The following is a 17,641-nucleotide window of genomic DNA, read 5'->3' as shown; positions in this document are numbered from 1 at the left end:
TAAAATCCCGAAGCAATAATCTAAAAATCATACCGGCAAGAGCTTGTTATTTCCAGTAAGCAATTGATTAAAAATACATAAGGTTCAATCGATGAGCTCATTGCGGAATTTTTTACGTCTTTTATAATGTGTTCTTTTTTCTGGAGCGCTCATGCATATCATTGGAATTTGTGGACCATTTGGATCACAGGCGGAATTTTTTGCTCAAAATCTGCACAAATCATTGTGTGATGGCCTGTCTAAACATGCAAAAAACTGTGTAAACATCATGTTTTTGTCCGAGGCAGAACACCAAGAATATAACCAAAATAACAAGGAAATGACCGTTAAAGAAACATTCCTGCAAGAGTTTCAGAAAATTAAACGCTTGCAACAAATGGAATTGCTGCAAGGTCCTAATAAAAAAACTTTGAATATTGCCATCGTAGTGGGACAATTTTTATTTTCAAGATCCCATAAGTTAAGCGAAGAATTTACCATGCGCATTGGTGTGATGGAAGATGAGCCAACCCAGCATTATATTAACTTAAGCGAAAATAAGCATACAAAGTCCATTGCAAAATTTTTAAATGCACAAAACCAAGGCATTATACATTCTATAAACTATATTCCAACTTTACATGATAAAAAGGAAATTGCAGTCTCTTTTCAGGAACAAGATTTGCAGGCAGAAAACTCTAACAATCGAATTAACGTATTTATCAAAGAAAATATCCTTGAACCGGCTGCGACCAATCTCATCATCCACCCGCAAGGTTTTGTAGTATCACAAGAATTACTGCTCTCGACTTTGCATAATGAAATTGCTGAATTCCTGCAAACACAGGAAAAAAATTCCTCTAAACTATCCGCTGCCAATTTCTTTTCTTTACGTAAAACTGGGGAAATACCACGCAGCAATTCAGCCCCGGAATCTTTACACAAAGTAGAAAGCCAATATAACCTTTTTTAGCTCCTACGATAACTTACAATACAATCCCCACTCAAATTTGAATGGGGTGTATTCCATTAGCTTAATAAGAGTTCCTCGGCATCCAACTCTTCTAAATAACGCTGGTAAGACAGGATTTTTTGTTGGCGTATATCAAAGAGAGAATTACCCGATAAGAAAGCATAATAATAATTTTTATTACCCACTATTCGTTTCGCGGGGATTAAGGTATTTAGCCAAGGGTTAGAGGAACCATTAGGTTTTATCGACCATAGGCCAGGGATCTTTCTACCGTTTACAATTTCTGCAAGAACCGCCTCATCTGCTCCAGCGCTTGCCCCTAATTCATAATAAGTTTGCAGATCCGCATCTGTTTTAACAATTAAAAAACTGGTATTTGCATCCTCATCTAACATAAAAAAACTACCTGACTCATCCGTTAGATAATATTCGATTATTTTTTTCTCCGCACACAGTTCTTTGAAAAATAAGACAAATTTTTTATCTTGCAAACAACTTGGAGAAGTTATTGGCAACATACGGACAATGATGTCTGACATCGTTTGAAAATATTGCAACTGCAAATCATAAATGCTGCGCGTAATCAGCTCGGCAGCATCGATATCACTTTTTTTGATGTAGCGGTGGATTAATCCTTCATTAAAAGCTGCAATGGCTAATTTTTCATCTGCTTGTCCGGTTAACAGAATCTTTTTGATATTAGGATTTTCAATCCGTCGACAAAACTCCAAACCATTCATTCCAGGCATTGCATAATCCACCACCACCACAGAAATTTCTGAAAACCGGTGCGGGTTATAAACTTCGGCATGCACAGCAGCCAAATCCAAATTGTCTGCAAGATGAGTCTGCGGCCACTTTTTTGCTTCTTTATATTCTTGCAGGCACGAATGATTGAGTAATTCTATTTCGCAACTTTTATTATGGATATAATCCAGGGCCCGTTGCGGGTTATCAAAAATTCGATAAGCGACTCCTTCGTCGAGCTGTAAAACAAAATTCAGCAAAAAATCACGACTGTCATCAAGGAATATAGCGGTACTGGGAAAATAACAGGTAGGGATTGAAAAAGATTGCATAGCTCCTCCTGAGCAGACACCGTTACTAAATAAACCGAACTGAAAAACACTGCCTTTCAGTATAACCTAGATACACCAATTTTGCTTATTATCCAATGCAATACATTTTAGTATACGTACATTTACACTGTAGGAAAAGATAAAATAAATTTGGTGTAAACCCCCTCCTCCGATTCACAGTGGATATCTCCACCGAAACGCTTCATCACCAATTTACAAAAGGATAATCCGATTCCAGTTCCCATGAATGTGGTGGTATAGAAGTGATCGAACAAACGAGCCAATTGCTTTGCAGACATGCCTTTTGCGGTATCTTGCACATATAAATAATTAAATTTATCGCCCTTGCCTGTCCAAATCTTGATTTCTCCCCGCTGCACCGTCGCAATCACATGCAACGCATTTTTTAATAAATTGAATAAAACATGATGCATGAGCAGCTTTGAACCCATAAATTCAAAATCGCCATCCCAAGTGACTAAATTGCGTGCTTCGTGCGATGGGAAAGGGTAGCGTGTAAGCGCCTCTTGTAAACATTCATGCATGGAGCATAATTCCAGGTGACAATTTTGCAACGTATTTTCGCGCCCGGCTTTAATCAGCAACATATCAATGATGGTGTTTGCAAAATCAATTTCACTAATCATCCGCTCATTAACGCCTGCCAGTTGTTTCATGCGGCTTTCCCTTAATGGAGAGGTCAGCAAGCCATTGGCTTTGGCGAGTTGATAAGCTTCAAACAAGGCAGGTAAATAATTTTTAAGCGCTTGCGCGCCACTTTTAATGCCCAGTAAGGGCGTGCGCAATTCATGGGCAATCATGCCTGCCGCAGCAGCCATACCCGCCATTCTTTGCCGCTGGATGACTGAAGTCTTATAACTGACCGTGGAACCCGCAATAACCACGAACAAAAGAATCACCACTACTTCAGCATGCTCTTGGCTAAAATAAAATTCCGGGAAACCTAAAAAATAAGTCAAAACAGCTAAACCGCAGCCTAAAATCAATAAAACAATTAAACTGACTACATCGACCAGCAGCACCAATAGAAAAATACTGCATAATAACGCCATGGAAGAAACATCGTCAGCCCGGCTCATTAAAAATGAATAAGTGGAAAAAAAAGGAAGTACGTACATTAAAGTCAAAAACCAATACCAATTTACGTATCGCTTCCAGGCAGCCGGCCAATAGGGCGTTAACATTAATCCCAACCCTAAGAAGCTGCCGACTATCCTTAAAGTTAAACTTTCATAGGGTTGCAGATACCATTGAGTCCAAATCCAGTAGAAGGCAGGAAAGACAATAAAAATGATCGCACCTACGACCACAAATTGATGTGCCGAGCCAGCCACATGGCGCTCCAACACAGAGGAAAAATCCGCAAATTTTTTCTTAATATCCATTTTGCTTGCTTTGCTTAAAGTGCTTGCAGTAGTCATATCCCACCAAGAAGCTTCAAGTAAGTATGTTAAGGTATAACGGATATTTGTCTTTTTAACAAATTCATTAAAAATGTTATGATGCATTACGCTGCTTTAAATAATTCACATGATGCCAAACAACATACTGCGTATCGCAACCCGCGAAAGTCCTCTTGCTTTATGGCAAGCAAACCATGTTAAAGAATTGTTGGCTCAATATTGGCCTTCCCTACAAATTGAACTTTTACCCATGAAAACGTCTGGGGATAAATTTCTTAAAGACAAATTGTTAAAAATTGGCGGCAAGGGCTTATTTGTTAAAGAATTGGAAGAAGCCCTGCTCAGTCATCAAGCTGATATAGCAGTTCACTCCATGAAAGACGTGCCTGCCATTTTTCCAGACGGCTTATGCTTACCAGTCATCTGCCAACGTCACAACCCGTGGGATGCTTTTGTCAGCGATATTTATCCAAGCTTGGACAGTCTGCCTAAAGGCGCGATTGTAGGCACTTCCAGTTTACGCAGACAAGCCCAGCTTCTGGCTTTGCGGCCGGATTTGATGATTAAACCATTGCGCGGCAATATCCATACCCGTATCCATAAAATGCGGGAAGAATCTTATCACGCCATCATATTAGCGGTAGCAGGGCTTGAGCGTATGGGAATGGAACACCTACTAAAACAAACCTTAAGCCAAAAAGTCATGCTTCCCGCCTGCGGGCAAGGAGCGCTTGGCATTGAATGCCGGGACAATGATGCAGAAGTAAAGAAAATTATTGCGCCATTAAATGACCCGCTCTCTTCTCTTTGCGTACGAGCCGAGCGGCAGGTGAATGCCTTGCTTGGCGGCAATTGCCATGTACCGCTGGCTGTTTTGTGCAAGCCAGAAGGCGAAGAATACTTATCCTTGCATGCAAAAGTTGCCAGTGCAGACGGTAGAATTTTATTGAGCAATACGCAACGCGGGCACCGTACCGATGCCCGCATTATGGCCGATAATTGCGCGCAAATCCTGTTGGCTGATGGCGCAGCAGAACTCCTTAATCCATCTGTTTCATGAGCCCGGAAAATATGTTAAACGGCTTGCGGATTTTAAATACACGCCCGGCAGAACAGGGTAAAGCATTAAGCACAGCCATTAAACATGCAGGCGGTGTATGCATTGAATTGCCCGCGCTGGAGATAGTTGCAGTTTATGAGTGGCCGCCCATTCCGGATCTGACTAAAATACAGCACGCGATTTTTACCAGTGCGAACGCAGTACATTATTTTTTTGCAGGATTAAAACAGCGCAGTATTGCCTGGGCGGGTATGATTCACGTCATTGCCATCGGGCAAGGCAGCGCGGCTGCTTTACGGCAATGGAATATCAAAATTGATTGCATTCCTGCAGTCGCCGACAGCGAGCATCTTTTACGCATCGATGCTTTACATGAAGTGTATGGGCAAAATATTTTACTCGTAAAGGGGGAAGGTGGCAGGACTTTAATTGCTGATACCTTGCTAAGCCGTCGAGCAAATTTAATCTCCTTGCCTGTATATCGGCGCATTTTACCTGAATACTCGCGCAAACAAATAACATACCTATGGCAGGAAGATGCTGTGGATATTATACTGTTTTCAAGTCAACAAACGATGCAAAATATATTTACGTTATTCGGCAGTGATGGGCATTCTTGGCTTTGCAGTAAACCTTGTCTTGTTATTAGTGAACGCATAGCGAAAGAAGCCTCTGCCCTCGGCATCAAAACTGTTCTGCTCAGTGAATATGATGCCTTGTTAGAAACCCTCTGCGCCTATGTAAAAAGCCCTAATCATTGAACCTGATATTAAAAAGGACTTATCCATGACCACTAGCAGTGAGAATGATACAGCGTTGGCGGCTCAGCCAAAAGCCGATACGCCTCTGCCACCTGACACCAACAAGCAGCGATTCAAGTTTTACTTGCCCGCAAGTCTCATTCTGGGGATTGCCGCCTGTTCGATCGCTGCATTTGCACTCTATAACGGTGTATTGCTGCAACGGGAAAAAAACAGCTTACAGCGTGAAATAAATGTCCTGCAACAGCAACAGAACAAATTGTCGAGCGAACTCGCACATGCCCTCTCCAGCATTGAAACCAGGCTGCAAGATAAAATTGTCAAACTTGATAAAAATCTGCAATTAAAGCTTGAGCAAGCTCATTACCAGGAACAGGATTGGCTGCTTTTGAAAACGCGCTATTATCTGGAGTTAGCGCAATTGCACGCCCATTGGGATGACAATCTCGATACCGCATCCGCCTTGTTAGAACAAGCTGATAAATTGCTTGCTAATAGCTCTGATGAACAAATCTATGCAATACGGCAAGCCATCGCAAAAGAATTACTGCAGATTAAAAGCATTCCCGCGCTAGACAATGCCGGCGTGTTAAGTCGCCTTGATGCATTGCAGGATGCAATTTTAAAGCTGCCTTACCACCAGGTTCTTGCCGCCACCAAGCCATTTACAATCCCTGCAAAAAATACATCCGGCTGGCGAGCGCGCCTGCACGACAATATTAAATTACTGGAAAAACTTGTCGTTATTCGTCGTCATGACGATGCGATACAACCATTGCTTACGGACGCGCAAGCGTCATCCATCCGCGAAATTATTTATCTTAACCTGCAGGAAGCTCAATGGGCTGTATTGCAAAAAAATACAAAAGTCTTTCGACTGGCTCTTTCGCAAGCCATAAAAAATATTAAACGCACTTTTAACCTGGATGCTGCAAAAACAAAAGCTATTCTAAAAAGTTTACACTCCTTACAAAAAACTACCCTGACGCAGCAAAAACCGGAACTGACCCATTCGCTCGCCCTGTTGAATCAGCTTATTCAGGCAAACCAAGCTAAAAGAAATGCTGCAGAAAGTGGAGAACCATCACCATGATACGAATTTTAAGCATTTTTCTGCTCCTGCTGGCTGCCGTTTGGTTAGGAATTCAACTGCACCATGATCCTGGGTATCTGTTAATTGCTATTAATAAATGGACGGTGGAAACCACATTATGGGTAGCGATTATCAGTTTACTATTGCTCTTCCTGTTCCTGCATTTTTTTATGCTGTTGTGCAGTTGGATGGTGCACTTCCCGGCAGCATGGAGAAATTGGAGCAACAGGCGGCGCATGCAAAAAGCACAAGCAAAAACTCGCCAGGGTTTAATTGAGTTTAGCGAAGGGTATTGGCAGCGAGCCAAGAATCATTTGATTAAAGCCTTGCCTGATACCGATACACCACTGCTTAATTACCTTACCGCCGCAAGAGCTGCCCAGGAAATGGGCGATTCCAAACTGCGCGATGAATATTTACGCCAAGCGCAACAATCGGTACCTGACGCCAAAATTGCAGTCGAACTGACACAAGCACAACTGCAATTGGCGAACAAACAATGGGAACAGGCACTCGCTACTCTGAAACATTTGCAAGACTTAGTGCCGAACCATCCTTATGTATTGAAATTATTGATGCATCTTTATGAGGAAGTACGCGATTGGCCGCAATTACTTGCATTATTGCCCGAATTGCAAAAAAATCACGTCATTTCCCTGGCTAGTTATAAACGCTTGCAACAACATGCTTATCTGCATTTTATTGCCGATTTGGCCAAACAAAATCAAACGCAGCTACTGAATGATACATTCAATAATCTCCCCAAACGTTTGAGTCATGATCCAGAATTAGTAGCTGAATACAGCCGTTATTTATTATCCATTGCAGAATACGCCCAGGCAGAAAATTTACTGCGCCGCGTTTTACAAAAACATTTTAATGATGAATTAATTAATTTATATGGACAAATAAAGAGCGAAGATGCCAATTTAAATTTTGCCGAATCATTAATCAAAACTCATCCGCATTCTGCTTGCCTGTATTTATGCCTCGGGCGTTTATGCATAAACAAGCAATTGTGGGGGAAAGCCAGGGCTTATCTTGAAGAAAGTATTGCTTACGGCGCTACTCCTGCAGCCTATGCGGAACTTGGCAAACTTCTTGAAAATTTAAACGACAGTCTCGCTGCTTGTTCTGCTTACCGTAAAGGACTTTTATTGGTAGTAGCTGGGGAGAGAGTTCCCGGGTAATTTTAATCCATACCCAGAGCTCTTTTTAACTTGGCCCTAACTTTTTTTCAAGTGCACTGTGAATTTCATCCAGATTTTCTGCAAACCGCCCCAATTTTTTCATTGAATCCGTAGTGGGAGTTTTAAAGAAGGTGCCGACAAACCCGGCTTCTGTTGTTGCTTGCACGATGATCGCAGGAGCAATGGTGATGGCTGCAAGAATGCCGAGAATCGCTTTTAGAACAGGGTGCAAATCGCCCCATATCCCACGATGCTTTTTAAACTCTCCTTCGACAAGCTCTATGGCTTGTTTACATTCCTCTCTAAAATTTTTCAGTGATTCGATGGTAGGCGGAGTGGTTGGGTTAAAGAATACTTCTCCAGCGGATTTTAGTGTATTAAATAAGGCACCCGCTTTTAAAGCAACCTCCTTATATTTTGCATTTTCTTTACCTCGTTCAATCAACTCATCCGTCTTGAGTTTGAGAACGTCTAATGCTGAGAAGAACTTTTTCTCATATTTTTTAGAATCATCGCTCATATTCGCGAAACTAAAGATTTTGCTGTCGAGAGAATCAGCAAAGCATTTAATCAAATTTTGTACAGAATGCAATGCAAGGTCTGTGACTAATGCAAAATACTCGTCGGAAGTATTGTGGTACAAGGTGTGCCCTTTCCAGCATTGTCCGGGTCCCCTTTTATTATCAAGCATTGCTAACCAATCAGAATCTCCAGCATTAATAAGCAATGATTTTTTTTGCCTGCGCGTAAACTCGTCAGCAAAATTAGCCGGAATATCTTCCATTTCATTATTGTCATTACCACGATCCTGTATGTCATTGGCAATAGTGTAAGCATCTTCACCTTCATGAGATATTAGAGAAATTCTGGGATTACTTGCACAAGCTTCTTTTAATTGAGAATTGAAAGAAGTCCACCCGCAACTATGAATGGAAACTGGACGGTCTTTATATTCTTTTAATGCTTCAACCATTCCGGCCATCATTTTATTACGAATAGCAGCTTCATTAGGGTGACCTTTAATAAACACCCCCATTCCAAAAGGAATTAAAACGATATCAGTAGTCTGTGTTGATTCCGCAGCAGATAAAATCTGTTGCATAGTTAACTTAGAATGTTTTTCCACTTCAGAGAGCACCGCTTGGGTTACGTTCCTTGTAGGGAAACCGCGGAACTCAAATCCAGATACGCTAAGAATATTGGTTCGTTTTTCAATGTTGTCAGATTGTTTGAAATAAAAATGCGAACCATTATTGCTATTATTTCTATCCCTGTCTGCCTCAAAAATCCTGAGCGCTGAGCAATAATGATTGCAGTGGGAAAAAGCAAAGAGCATGCTTGTGTCTAACCACTGTTCATACTCCTTTTTTGTAGACCATCCTAATTCTTCCCAATTATTAGGATTAAGAGAGCCTTTTTGAAAGGCAGGATGAGCTTGCATGTAAGAACGGACAGAACCACCCTTATCTTTGCCCATTGCTGGGAAAACGATGGGATTACTACCATTTTGAATCTTTAGAAAATCTTGAAAAAATTTTGGCGGCAAGTCTGTAAAAAGGCTTGTAGAAACAAAAGTATCTGATAAAGCGGTTAAGGCAGCAGCCTCTTTCTGTTTGACAAAAGAACATGACGGTAGGCTCTCGCCTTTTTCTTTGCCAGAAATCTTATTTCCATGTTTGTCGTGATAAGTTCTCGTTGCTACTGATGGTGGCCATTGAGCGTAGGGCATTGGAATACTTCATTATTTTATGTTTTATAATTATACATAATGATATTTTTTTTCAAGTTCTTTCCACCTTTGGGTCGTAACTCCATGACTATAACTCCTGGCGAGATAGAGGGCAGATCGAGGTGAATTTAAAATTGTGCTCCCACAAACCTTAGATAGCGCATTCAAAAAAAACTATAGGGTTGTTGCCTAATTCTTGCTTTTTTAAAGATAAGGTAAACATGTATCTTCGCAATGCGTGCGATTTCGTTCAATTTGAATGGTGACATGCTGGATATGGTATTCTTTCCGCAATTTTTTTATCAGCTCTTGACGCTTTAAGTCGCTCAGAGGTTCTTCAGGCATCCAAAGATGTACTGACAATGCATTTTCCTGCGTGCTTAAGGCCCAAATATGCAAATCATGGACATCGCGCACGCCCGCTTGATTTTTTAACAATTCCCGCACCTCAATTAGGGAAATCCCACGCGGCACGCCATCAATGATCAAGCGAAAGCTGTCTGCAAATAAAGACCAGGTGCTTTTCAGAATAATCGCGGCAATGATTAAGCCAACGGCCGGATCAATCCATAACCATCCAGTCCAATAAAGAAGAATGGCAGAAAATACAACGCCTATGGAAATTAAAGCATCGGCTACTAAATGCATGAAAGCAGCACGAATATTCAAATCATTCATGCCACGCAAAAACAATAGAGCAGTCGCGCCGTTTACCCCGATGCCAACAGCTGCCACGCTCATTACAGTGAATGCATCGATGGCAGCGGGCGAAAAAAATTTATACATGGCTTCTGAGACAATAATCCCGCAAGTAAAAATCAATAACACGCCATTAGCCAGTGCAGCCAAAATGGAAATTTTTTTCATCCCATACGTGGAGCGATCGGTGGGCTGACGCTTTAATGAACTGTTTCCTACCCATGCCACCATGAGGCTTAATACGTCACCCAGATTATGAATTGCATCGGCAAATAAGCTGGTTGAATTCGCGACGTAAGCGAAAAAAATCTGACAAATTACAAAAAGGCCATTGGCGGTAATGGCAATGAGAAACGCCAAATTGAACCTAGGCACCGCATGATGATGAGTTGCGGAATCGTCCATGGACTCCCCTATCGCTATTATTTTTTAATTTCTTCGCATCCGGATTCACAGCCATAATAATTGATGCCAATCTTAATGCGCTCACGCTCATTTTTCTTACGCCAAAGATTGGTATCCCGCAATGAGTAAACACAGCCGCAATATTCCTGTTTATAAAAATTTTCGCGCTTGGCAATTTCATACATACGCTCAGAGCCGCCATTTTTACGCCAGTTATAAGTCCAGTATTCCAAATTTGGATAACGACTTGCTGCACGCATGCCTGACTCATTAATTTGATTCATATCCTTCCAGCGTGAGATACCAAGCGAACTGCTGATCACAGGAAACCCATGCTCAGAGGCATATAAAGCAGTACGCTCAAAACGCATATCAAAACATGCAGTGCAACGCTTGCCGCGTTCAGGCTCCCATTCCAAACCCTTCACCCGCGCAAACCAGTTATCTTTATCATAATCTGCATCGATAAAAGGAATATCATGTTTCCGGGCAAACTCGATGTTTTCCTGCTTCCTGATTTCATACTCTTGCGCTGGGTGAATGTTGGGATTGTAGAAGAAAATTGAAAAATTAATGCCTGAAAAAAGCAAAGCTTCCATGACTTCTCCCGAGCAAGGAGCACAGCAAGAGTGCAGCAGCAACTTATCGGCGCCATTAGGGAGAAACAATTGTTCTCGATTTACCATTTTGCTTCCTTATGATTCAAGGGGGACGATATTATACTGCATAGCACTCCAATTCTTTCAAGAAGATTGCTGCGGGTTTGCTGCCGATGACGTATTGGCAGTATCCGGCAAGTGAATAAAATGCTCACGATAATGTCTTAACTCATTAATGGAATCTTTAATATCTTCCAAAGCTAAATGCTTGGATTGTTTGCTAATGCCGCTTAAAACTTTGGGGTGCCAACGGGCAGCCAATTCCTTTAAAGTGCTGACATCCAAATTCCTATAATGGAAAAAAGCAGCAAGTTCTGGCATGTATTTATATAAAAAACGTCGATCCTGGCATATGCTGTTGCCGCACATGGGCGATTTGCCCTTATCGACATATTGACTTAAAAACGCAATAGTCAATGACTCGGCTTCTTTCTCGGTCACTTGACTTTCTTGCACCCGTTTAACCAATCCCGATTGATTATGTTGTTTAGTATTCCAATCATCCATGCTATCGAGCAAAGCATTATCTTGATGGATTGCAAAGACCGGGCCTTCGGCCAGAATATTTAAATGAGCATCGGTCACCAGGGTAGCTAGTTCTATGATGCGATCACGCTCCGGCTCAAGCCCGGTCATTTCCAAATCGATCCAAATTAAATTGTGATTATTTTTCATATTTTTTCCTAGACAAATGAGCAAGCAACTCTTGTGTGCGCCTTACACGCTGCTCATGGATGGCGGATTTTATTGCCTGACCTTGATAACCTTGGGCCACGAATTCTTTCGCTGTAATCTTCATGCATTCTGCCAGTACATACAACCAATTTTCAGCTTGCGGATATTGCAGGTCGGGGTGACCTTTCCCTTTCGCGTCTGCCTCGCAAACTTTCAGTAATTTTTTAAATAATTCTGGCCGACGAAAAGCATCAGCCCGTTCTAACACTAAAACAATAGTATTTGCACGCAATTCAAAAAAACGGTGTATGTGTAAGTGGTATCGGGCAGCCAGTAAAGCCAAATCCCGATAATTGACAGGGATGCGCAGCCGTTGGCACAGGGATTTAATAATTGGTACGCCCAATTTTTCATGACCATGTTGAGCCGGCCAGTTTTGCATGGGAGTACGTGCTTTGCCAAGATCGTGTACGCAGGCAGCAAAACGAACTTCGGGCTCGCTGGCTAAAGAAGCACATGCCTGCAACACCATTAAGGTATGAATGCCACTGTCAATTTCGGCGTGATAGCGTTGCGGATTTGGAACTCCAAAAAGCGCATGTAATTCAGGAAATACAATAGGCAGCGCTCCGCAAGCTCTCAACGTCTCAATGAACACTTCGGGATTTTTCTCTTGCAAACTCCGCTGCCATTCTTGCCAAACTCGCTCGGGCACGAGGTGGTTTAACTCGCCTTGTTTTACCATGGTATACATAAGAAAACGGGTTTCATTAGCTACGCGAAACCCTAAATGATGGTAACGTGCAGCAAAACGTGCTACGCGCAACACCCGCACTGGATCTTCAACAAAAGCAGGCGATACATGCCTTAGGATTTTGTTTTTTAAATCATCCTGACCGCCGTAAGGATCGATGATTTTTCCGGTAGTTAAATCTTGTGCCATGGCATTGATGGTTAAATCACGTCGAGCTAAATCTTCCTCCAATGTGACCTCAGGGCTAAAATCACAGGCAAATCCATAATAACCGGGCGCTTGCTTGCGCTCTTTTCTAGCCAGGGCATATTCTTCCTTGCTTTGGGGATGGAGAAACACTGGAAAATCACGCCCCACTTGTTGAAACCCTTGCCGCTGCATTTCGTTTGGAGTAGCTCCGACCACGACCCAATCCCGCTCTTTAATGGGAGAGTTTAGCAACCGATCGCGAACCGCGCCTCCTACCAAATAAACATTCATTCCGATTTAGTCCAGTAATTTTTTGGATGCCCTATTTGAATCGCTACGATTATAGTATATTACTTAACCATGAGTAAAAGACGAATTAACAAACAGCAATCGGACCGGATTGAAAAAAAGCAACAATCCTATCACGAGCCCGCGAGTGAATATAATACCTCCATAAACGAAGGATTGGTGCTCACTTGCTTTGGGCGTCATGCCTTGGTAGAAGATGCCAATAAACATACTATGCATTGTTCAATTCGTGCCAATCTAGCTACTTTAGTGGCCGGGGATCGGGTGCTTTGGCAAGCGGAAGGGGCGCAGCAAGGGGTTATTGTCAGCCTCTCTCCCAGAACATCGGTGTTGGGAAGGCCAGATAAACACGGTAGCATCCGGCCTGTAGCTGCCAATATTACTCAACTCATGATCGTGGTCGCACCCAAGCCTTTAATTTCCTGGCCATTGCTGGACAGTTACTTAATCATCGCGGAGCATTTAAATTTAAATGCCTGTATTGTATTGAATAAGACGGATTTAGGTATTGCAGACATAGAAATGCCATTAAGTCACTATCAGTCTTTAGGCTATACCGTGCTGCACACCAGTTTTTCAAAACCGCAAAGTTATAAGGCGTTGCTCGCTGCTTTAAACCATGAAACCAGCGTTTTCGTAGGACAATCAGGGGTTGGTAAATCCTCGCTTATTGCTAAAATACTTCCAGAGGAAACCAATATCCAGACTGCAAGTATTTCTCAAGTAGAATTAGGCCGTCATACCACCAGCAATTCTTATTTTTATCATTTACCGAGCGGTGGCGCTTTAATTGACTCCCCGGGAGTTAGGGAATTTGGATTGTGGCATATGCCAGCTGCAGAAATAGCAAAAGGTTACCGTGAATTTCGCCCCTATTTATCCCAATGCAAATTTAGGAATTGCAACCATCAAAATACTCCTGATTGCGCTTTAATCGAAGCAGTGAAACAGGGAGAAATTCAGCGCGATCGTTATCACAACTATGTTAAAATCAGCAGCCAATTTGCAAAATAATCGTGTCATCTAAACATTAAGGTTTCTCATGTTTAAATATTTTTCAATTCCCAATATGACGGCAGGTTTTGTGGGCGTTATGGTAGGCTTTACCAGTTCTGCCGTGTTGGTTTTTCAAGCTGCCACGGCTGCAGGCGCTAACCAAGCGGAAATAAGCTCCTGGCTGCTGGCATTGGGTCTGAGCCTTGCCCTCACCTGCATTGGTTTATCATTACGCTACCGCATTCCAATTCTGGTTGGTTGGTCAACTCCGGGAGCAGCCTTGCTGGCCACAAGCCTGACGGGTATATCCATGGCAGAAGCGGTTGGCGCCTTTATTTTTTCTGCAATATTAACCATTTTGGCAGGAGTTACCGGTGTTTTTGAAAAAATGATGGCGCATATCCCGCGTTCTCTGGCATCCGCGATGTTAGCCGGAATCTTGCTGCAATTTGGCATAAGTATTTTTACCTCGATGCAGCATGAATTTGCATTAGTATGCACGCTGTTGATCGCTTATTTAATCGGCAAACGCTTGTTCCCGCGTTACGTCATCCTACTGGTATTAATTTTGGGAATAGCCATCGCCTGGCAGGAAGATTTATTTCATTTTACCAATTTTCATCTGGCTCTGTCTTACCCTATTTTTACAGTGCCAGTCTTTAATATTTCCACTTTAATCAGCATTGGTTTGCCGCTTTTTATCGTGACAATGACTTCCCAAAATGTGCCTGGGACTGCGGTGATGAAAGCAAACGGTTACCAGCCACCCTTATCCCCGGTTATCAGCTGGATTGGCGTCACTACTTTATTTTTTGCTCCTTTTGGCTGCTACTCTATAAATTTAGCCGCCATTACCGCTGCCATTTGCACCGGGAGCGAAGCAGATAGCAACCCTCTAACCCGCTATAAAGCGACCGTTTTTGCCGGTCTTTGCTGGATTTTAATAGGTTTATTCGGCGCAACTGTTGTTGCTTTGTTTTCTGATTTTCCTAAAGAATTGGTTCTAACCATAGCCGGTCTTGCCTTACTCTCGACGATAGGCAATGCCTTAAAAGTAGCCCTAGAAGAAGAAAATCAACGCGAACCAGCACTTATAACCATTTTAGTTTCAGCATCAGGCATTTCCTTGTTTGGTATAGGCGGCGCTTTTTGGGGGCTGATTTTAGGCATCATTGCTACTCTTTTACTAAACCTGCGTAAAAGCTCTTTAGCATCAGCAACCGCTTGATTCGACTTAAAAAAACTAATTTCCTGGGCTTGCATTTGCCGCTGCGGAGCGGCAAGGAAAGCCGTACACTCTGCATATAATTCTACATGGTTTCCCACGTTGAAATGATGTAAAGTTTGCAATAAATTTTTTTTCTCGTTTTCTTTCTCTGCGATCGTGTTTAACAATTCCGTAAACTTGATGTTCACTTGCATTTGTTTTACTGCCTCAGGTTCTGCCGTAAGGTAGGTCGTGATCATGGATTCCAGGAAATTTTGCATGATGGGCGATAAATTAATTTGTTTTTGCACCAAGCTCATGCATGTTGTGAGGATCAATGCGGGATCAAACAATATATTTTCTTGAAATAGCGTTTCGGAAAGGATGGAATTTAGCCAGTTTTTTGTTTTTGAACTTTGTTTAAAACTATGAATAAAACTTTGTGTGGAACAGGCAGGCTTAATGATTGTTCCTATCAAGATCGAATAAGTATGACAAGCCGAATGATTATTTTTTTCCTGAAAAAAAGCATACAGTAATTTAAAAATTTCCATACACTCATTGGGTATAGTATTTTTACGTTCTGCAAATGAAACAGCCGTGCCGTCTAAAAAACGCAAGCTAAATGAACAAGTCATCAACGAAACAAACAATATTTGCAATCTACGCAACGCTTCTTTTTCATCTACATCTTTGTATTCCAAAAAGACATTCCTGCAAGAAGCTTCGCGCATCTCATCCATTGATATTGCTTCTTCTATCGCTTTGCTAAAGTGAACATTAGGCGCATAATCCATGACTAATTGCATAAAATATTGTGCCAATGTGGCAATACAACTTTTTGGATTATCGTATTGACCTATCAAATCAATTATCTCGGTAAAGCTTTTATTTTTGTTATGAAATATTATTCGCTGGCTGTATAAGGCTTTTTTTTCATCAAGCGGTAAACGATGTACAAACTTATAAAAAGCAGCATAAGCTTGCACTGCTTCCTCCATTTGCGCTTCATTATAGGTACGTCCATGCAAAAGACCGATGGGAAAAAGACTTTTTTCTACCAATTCCTTTACAGCCATCACTGTGGCTATACTAATAGGCGGATTATTGCTGGGATGATTTGCACGCGAAAGCTCGATGTATTTATAATACTGCTTATCCGCATATTGCATTCTTTGTATTTCAAGCTCACTAAGCGGCTTGGCAACGTAGTCATTACAATTATAAAAAGTACCTTCGCTAAGATAGTGCCCCTCACAACTGCTCAATCGGATTAATTCCGTGTTACCCTCCGCCAATATATAATTCGACAAATCTTCTTCACAAGTCTGCTCCAAAGTGACTGAATCAATATCCTGCAGCAAAGTAGGCATTAAAAAACGGTATGTGTTGTACCGTTTGCCACATATTGTTTGCGCAAGTTTAAACCAGGGAGCATTCACACCCTCTAAAGAGCGCATATAATCCTGTTCTGTATCACACACTTGCAACCATCTATCGTGATAAATTTCGTTTAAACAAATTAAATCCTCATACTGAAAAGTTGTTTTAGCCTGTAAGCTATTTAATAAAGCAGAAATTTTCTTATTTAGGGCAGAAGTTGCCTTATCCAGATTATTGGAAGGATCGTGTAGTTGGCTTAACAAATTTTGAAATAATTCCAGAGTAAACGTAGTATCGCCTTGCAATTCGCTATACAGCTTGGACAAATCATTGCGTTTTTTAATTTGGTGCTTGTCCAACAGTTGATTTATGCCATGAATGTGATTCCTTAAGTGTTTTTTGGGATATTCCAGACAATCCAGCAATACATCAACTAAATAACGCTTTTTATCCCGTACGCAAATGATTTGCCCATATAAATTATTTATATCATTGGGTGGATATTCTTTTATCTTTTCGGACCAGGCAAGTAATTCACGACGAAATTTGCTTAAGTTTTCAGTATCATCGCATGCAAAAATATCCAAAATACTGCGTAAAGAAGTTAATAAGGATTGGGGACACTCACCTTTGCCAAGCCATTGCGGCATGACAGCACGCTGTAAATAATCCCAAAAATAAACATAAGTTTGATTATTAATTTCAAACTCTAAGCCTTCCTTTTTTTTAGAGCGCAGCCTTTTTAATTCCCTGAGCGTTAAGGGGCGCAATTGATATGAAGTGTAATCATTAAAAGTTGCTAACGGCTGCTTACGGAGTATCATTTCGAAGAGGCCGCGTACGCGATGCAGAGTTTTACCGTCTTCTCCTATATAAAACCCCATTAATTCTGAGCACTCAGTAAGCTTGTTTAACAAAATGGCGTCAAAATGATTAAGCGTGTCAGGAATCAAAATATGCAAGTAATTTTTTTTAGTTGCTTTCCCTACTGACTGCGCCAGCTTAATCCAGTAGGTATTATTTTGCTTGGAATCAATCGTATAATCATTTTCTGAATCAAATATTTTCTTTGCACGC

The 17,641-nt window shown here is 41.6% G+C and carries 14 protein-coding genes; 7 read left to right on the top strand and 7 right to left on the bottom strand.

Annotated elements, in window-relative coordinates; genetic code table 11:
- The first annotated feature begins 268 nt into the window (after window positions 1-268).
- Window positions 269-952, top strand: a complete 684-nt coding sequence (locus NKV53_RS06000) for a hypothetical protein (RefSeq protein ID WP_126953758.1) — start codon at window positions 269-271, stop codon at window positions 950-952.
- 56 nt (window positions 953-1,008) lie between these two features.
- Here NKV53_RS06000 and NKV53_RS05995 read toward each other — a convergent pair whose 3' ends face one another.
- The gene (locus tag NKV53_RS05995; protein WP_126953759.1) at window positions 1,009-2,031 is read right to left on the bottom strand and encodes a response regulator; all 1,023 of its coding nucleotides are present in this window, start codon (window positions 2,029-2,031) and stop codon (window positions 1,009-1,011) included.
- A gap of 122 nt (window positions 2,032-2,153) precedes the next feature.
- Entirely contained in the window at window positions 2,154-3,560 is a 1,407-nt protein-coding gene (locus NKV53_RS05990) for a sensor histidine kinase (RefSeq protein WP_233579832.1), read from the bottom strand.
- 25 nt (window positions 3,561-3,585) lie between these two features.
- Between NKV53_RS05990 and hemC the strand changes: the two genes are divergently transcribed.
- From hemC to NKV53_RS05970, 4 genes are read left to right on the top strand one after another with little or no spacing between them, the layout of a single operon-like run.
- Window positions 3,586-4,515 carry a hydroxymethylbilane synthase gene (gene hemC / locus NKV53_RS05985; RefSeq protein ID WP_126953781.1) on the top strand — a complete coding sequence of 310 codons (930 nt, stop codon included), beginning with the start codon at window positions 3,586-3,588 and terminating at the stop codon, window positions 4,513-4,515.
- Window positions 4,512-5,276, top strand: a complete 765-nt coding sequence (locus tag NKV53_RS05980; RefSeq protein ID WP_233581857.1) for a uroporphyrinogen-III synthase — start codon at window positions 4,512-4,514, stop codon at window positions 5,274-5,276. The genes hemC and NKV53_RS05980 overlap by 4 nt, the downstream gene beginning before the upstream one ends.
- Window positions 5,277-5,301: 25 nt before the next feature.
- Window positions 5,302-6,369, top strand: coding sequence for a uroporphyrinogen-III C-methyltransferase (locus tag NKV53_RS05975; RefSeq protein WP_126953760.1), 1,068 nt, complete (start codon window positions 5,302-5,304; stop codon window positions 6,367-6,369).
- Window positions 6,366-7,559 carry a heme biosynthesis HemY N-terminal domain-containing protein gene (locus NKV53_RS05970; RefSeq protein ID WP_126953761.1) on the top strand — a complete coding sequence of 398 codons (1,194 nt, stop codon included), beginning with the start codon at window positions 6,366-6,368 and terminating at the stop codon, window positions 7,557-7,559. The genes NKV53_RS05975 and NKV53_RS05970 overlap by 4 nt, the downstream gene beginning before the upstream one ends.
- A gap of 25 nt (window positions 7,560-7,584) precedes the next feature.
- Here NKV53_RS05970 and NKV53_RS05965 read toward each other — a convergent pair whose 3' ends face one another.
- From NKV53_RS05965 to NKV53_RS05945, 5 genes are all read right to left on the bottom strand, one after another.
- Window positions 7,585-9,288: a hypothetical protein gene (locus NKV53_RS05965; RefSeq protein ID WP_253350860.1), complete on the bottom strand. Its 1,704-nt coding sequence runs from the start codon at window positions 9,286-9,288 to the stop codon at window positions 7,585-7,587.
- Window positions 9,289-9,492: 204 nt separating this feature from the next.
- On the bottom strand, window positions 9,493-10,404 hold the full coding sequence (locus NKV53_RS05960) for a cation diffusion facilitator family transporter (protein WP_371923206.1): 912 nt from the start codon (window positions 10,402-10,404) through the stop codon (window positions 9,493-9,495).
- Between the two features lie 5 nt (window positions 10,405-10,409).
- Window positions 10,410-11,078, bottom strand: coding sequence for an epoxyqueuosine reductase QueH (locus NKV53_RS05955; protein ID WP_126953764.1), 669 nt, complete (start codon window positions 11,076-11,078; stop codon window positions 10,410-10,412).
- A gap of 57 nt (window positions 11,079-11,135) precedes the next feature.
- Complete coding sequence (orn, locus tag NKV53_RS05950) at window positions 11,136-11,726, bottom strand: oligoribonuclease (RefSeq protein ID WP_126953765.1); 591 nt, start codon at window positions 11,724-11,726, stop codon at window positions 11,136-11,138.
- On the bottom strand, window positions 11,716-12,960 hold the full coding sequence (locus tag NKV53_RS05945) for a multifunctional CCA addition/repair protein (RefSeq protein WP_253350859.1): 1,245 nt from the start codon (window positions 12,958-12,960) through the stop codon (window positions 11,716-11,718). Before NKV53_RS05945 ends, orn begins: the two co-directional genes overlap by 11 nt.
- A gap of 69 nt (window positions 12,961-13,029) precedes the next feature.
- On the opposite strand from NKV53_RS05945, the gene rsgA reads away from it, so the two are divergent.
- The gene (gene rsgA, locus NKV53_RS05940) at window positions 13,030-13,992 is read left to right on the top strand and encodes a small ribosomal subunit biogenesis GTPase RsgA (RefSeq protein WP_253350857.1); all 963 of its coding nucleotides are present in this window, start codon (window positions 13,030-13,032) and stop codon (window positions 13,990-13,992) included.
- Window positions 13,993-14,020: 28 nt separating this feature from the next.
- Complete coding sequence (locus NKV53_RS05935; RefSeq protein ID WP_126953768.1) at window positions 14,021-15,202, top strand: benzoate/H(+) symporter BenE family transporter; 1,182 nt, start codon at window positions 14,021-14,023, stop codon at window positions 15,200-15,202.
- Window positions 15,203-17,641 lie beyond the last annotated feature (2,439 nt).

Origin of the sequence: Legionella sp. 27cVA30 (assembly GCF_024160945.1) — a bacterium.
In the GTDB taxonomy this organism is placed as follows: Bacteria; Pseudomonadota; Gammaproteobacteria; order Legionellales; family Legionellaceae; genus Legionella_A; species Legionella_A septentrionalis.
Note: the sequence above shows the minus strand (reverse complement) of the source record. Positions and strands in the feature narration are given on the sequence as shown.

What these genes read in the sequence shown, in the direction of transcription:
- rsgA (WP_253350857.1), top strand. Translation starts at nt 13,030, where the DNA reads ATGAGTAAAAGACGAATTAACAAACAGCAATCGGACCGGATTGAAAAA.
- NKV53_RS05975 (WP_126953760.1), top strand. Translation starts at nt 5,302, where the DNA reads ATGACCACTAGCAGTGAGAATGATACAGCGTTGGCGGCTCAGCCAAAA.
- NKV53_RS05935 (WP_126953768.1), top strand. Translation starts at nt 14,021, where the DNA reads ATGTTTAAATATTTTTCAATTCCCAATATGACGGCAGGTTTTGTGGGC.
- NKV53_RS05980 (WP_233581857.1), top strand. Translation starts at nt 4,512, where the DNA reads ATGAGCCCGGAAAATATGTTAAACGGCTTGCGGATTTTAAATACACGC.
- NKV53_RS05990 (WP_233579832.1), bottom strand. Translation starts at nt 3,560, where the DNA reads ATGCATCATAACATTTTTAATGAATTTGTTAAAAAGACAAATATCCGT.
- orn (WP_126953765.1), bottom strand. Translation starts at nt 11,726, where the DNA reads ATGAAAAATAATCACAATTTAATTTGGATCGATTTGGAAATGACCGGG.
- NKV53_RS06000 (WP_126953758.1), top strand. Translation starts at nt 269, where the DNA reads ATGTTTTTGTCCGAGGCAGAACACCAAGAATATAACCAAAATAACAAG.
- NKV53_RS05970 (WP_126953761.1), top strand. Translation starts at nt 6,366, where the DNA reads ATGATACGAATTTTAAGCATTTTTCTGCTCCTGCTGGCTGCCGTTTGG.
- NKV53_RS05945 (WP_253350859.1), bottom strand. Translation starts at nt 12,960, where the DNA reads ATGAATGTTTATTTGGTAGGAGGCGCGGTTCGCGATCGGTTGCTAAAC.
- NKV53_RS05965 (WP_253350860.1), bottom strand. Translation starts at nt 9,288, where the DNA reads ATGCCCTACGCTCAATGGCCACCATCAGTAGCAACGAGAACTTATCAC.
- NKV53_RS05955 (WP_126953764.1), bottom strand. Translation starts at nt 11,078, where the DNA reads ATGGTAAATCGAGAACAATTGTTTCTCCCTAATGGCGCCGATAAGTTG.
- NKV53_RS05995 (WP_126953759.1), bottom strand. Translation starts at nt 2,031, where the DNA reads ATGCAATCTTTTTCAATCCCTACCTGTTATTTTCCCAGTACCGCTATA.
- hemC (WP_126953781.1), top strand. Translation starts at nt 3,586, where the DNA reads ATGCCAAACAACATACTGCGTATCGCAACCCGCGAAAGTCCTCTTGCT.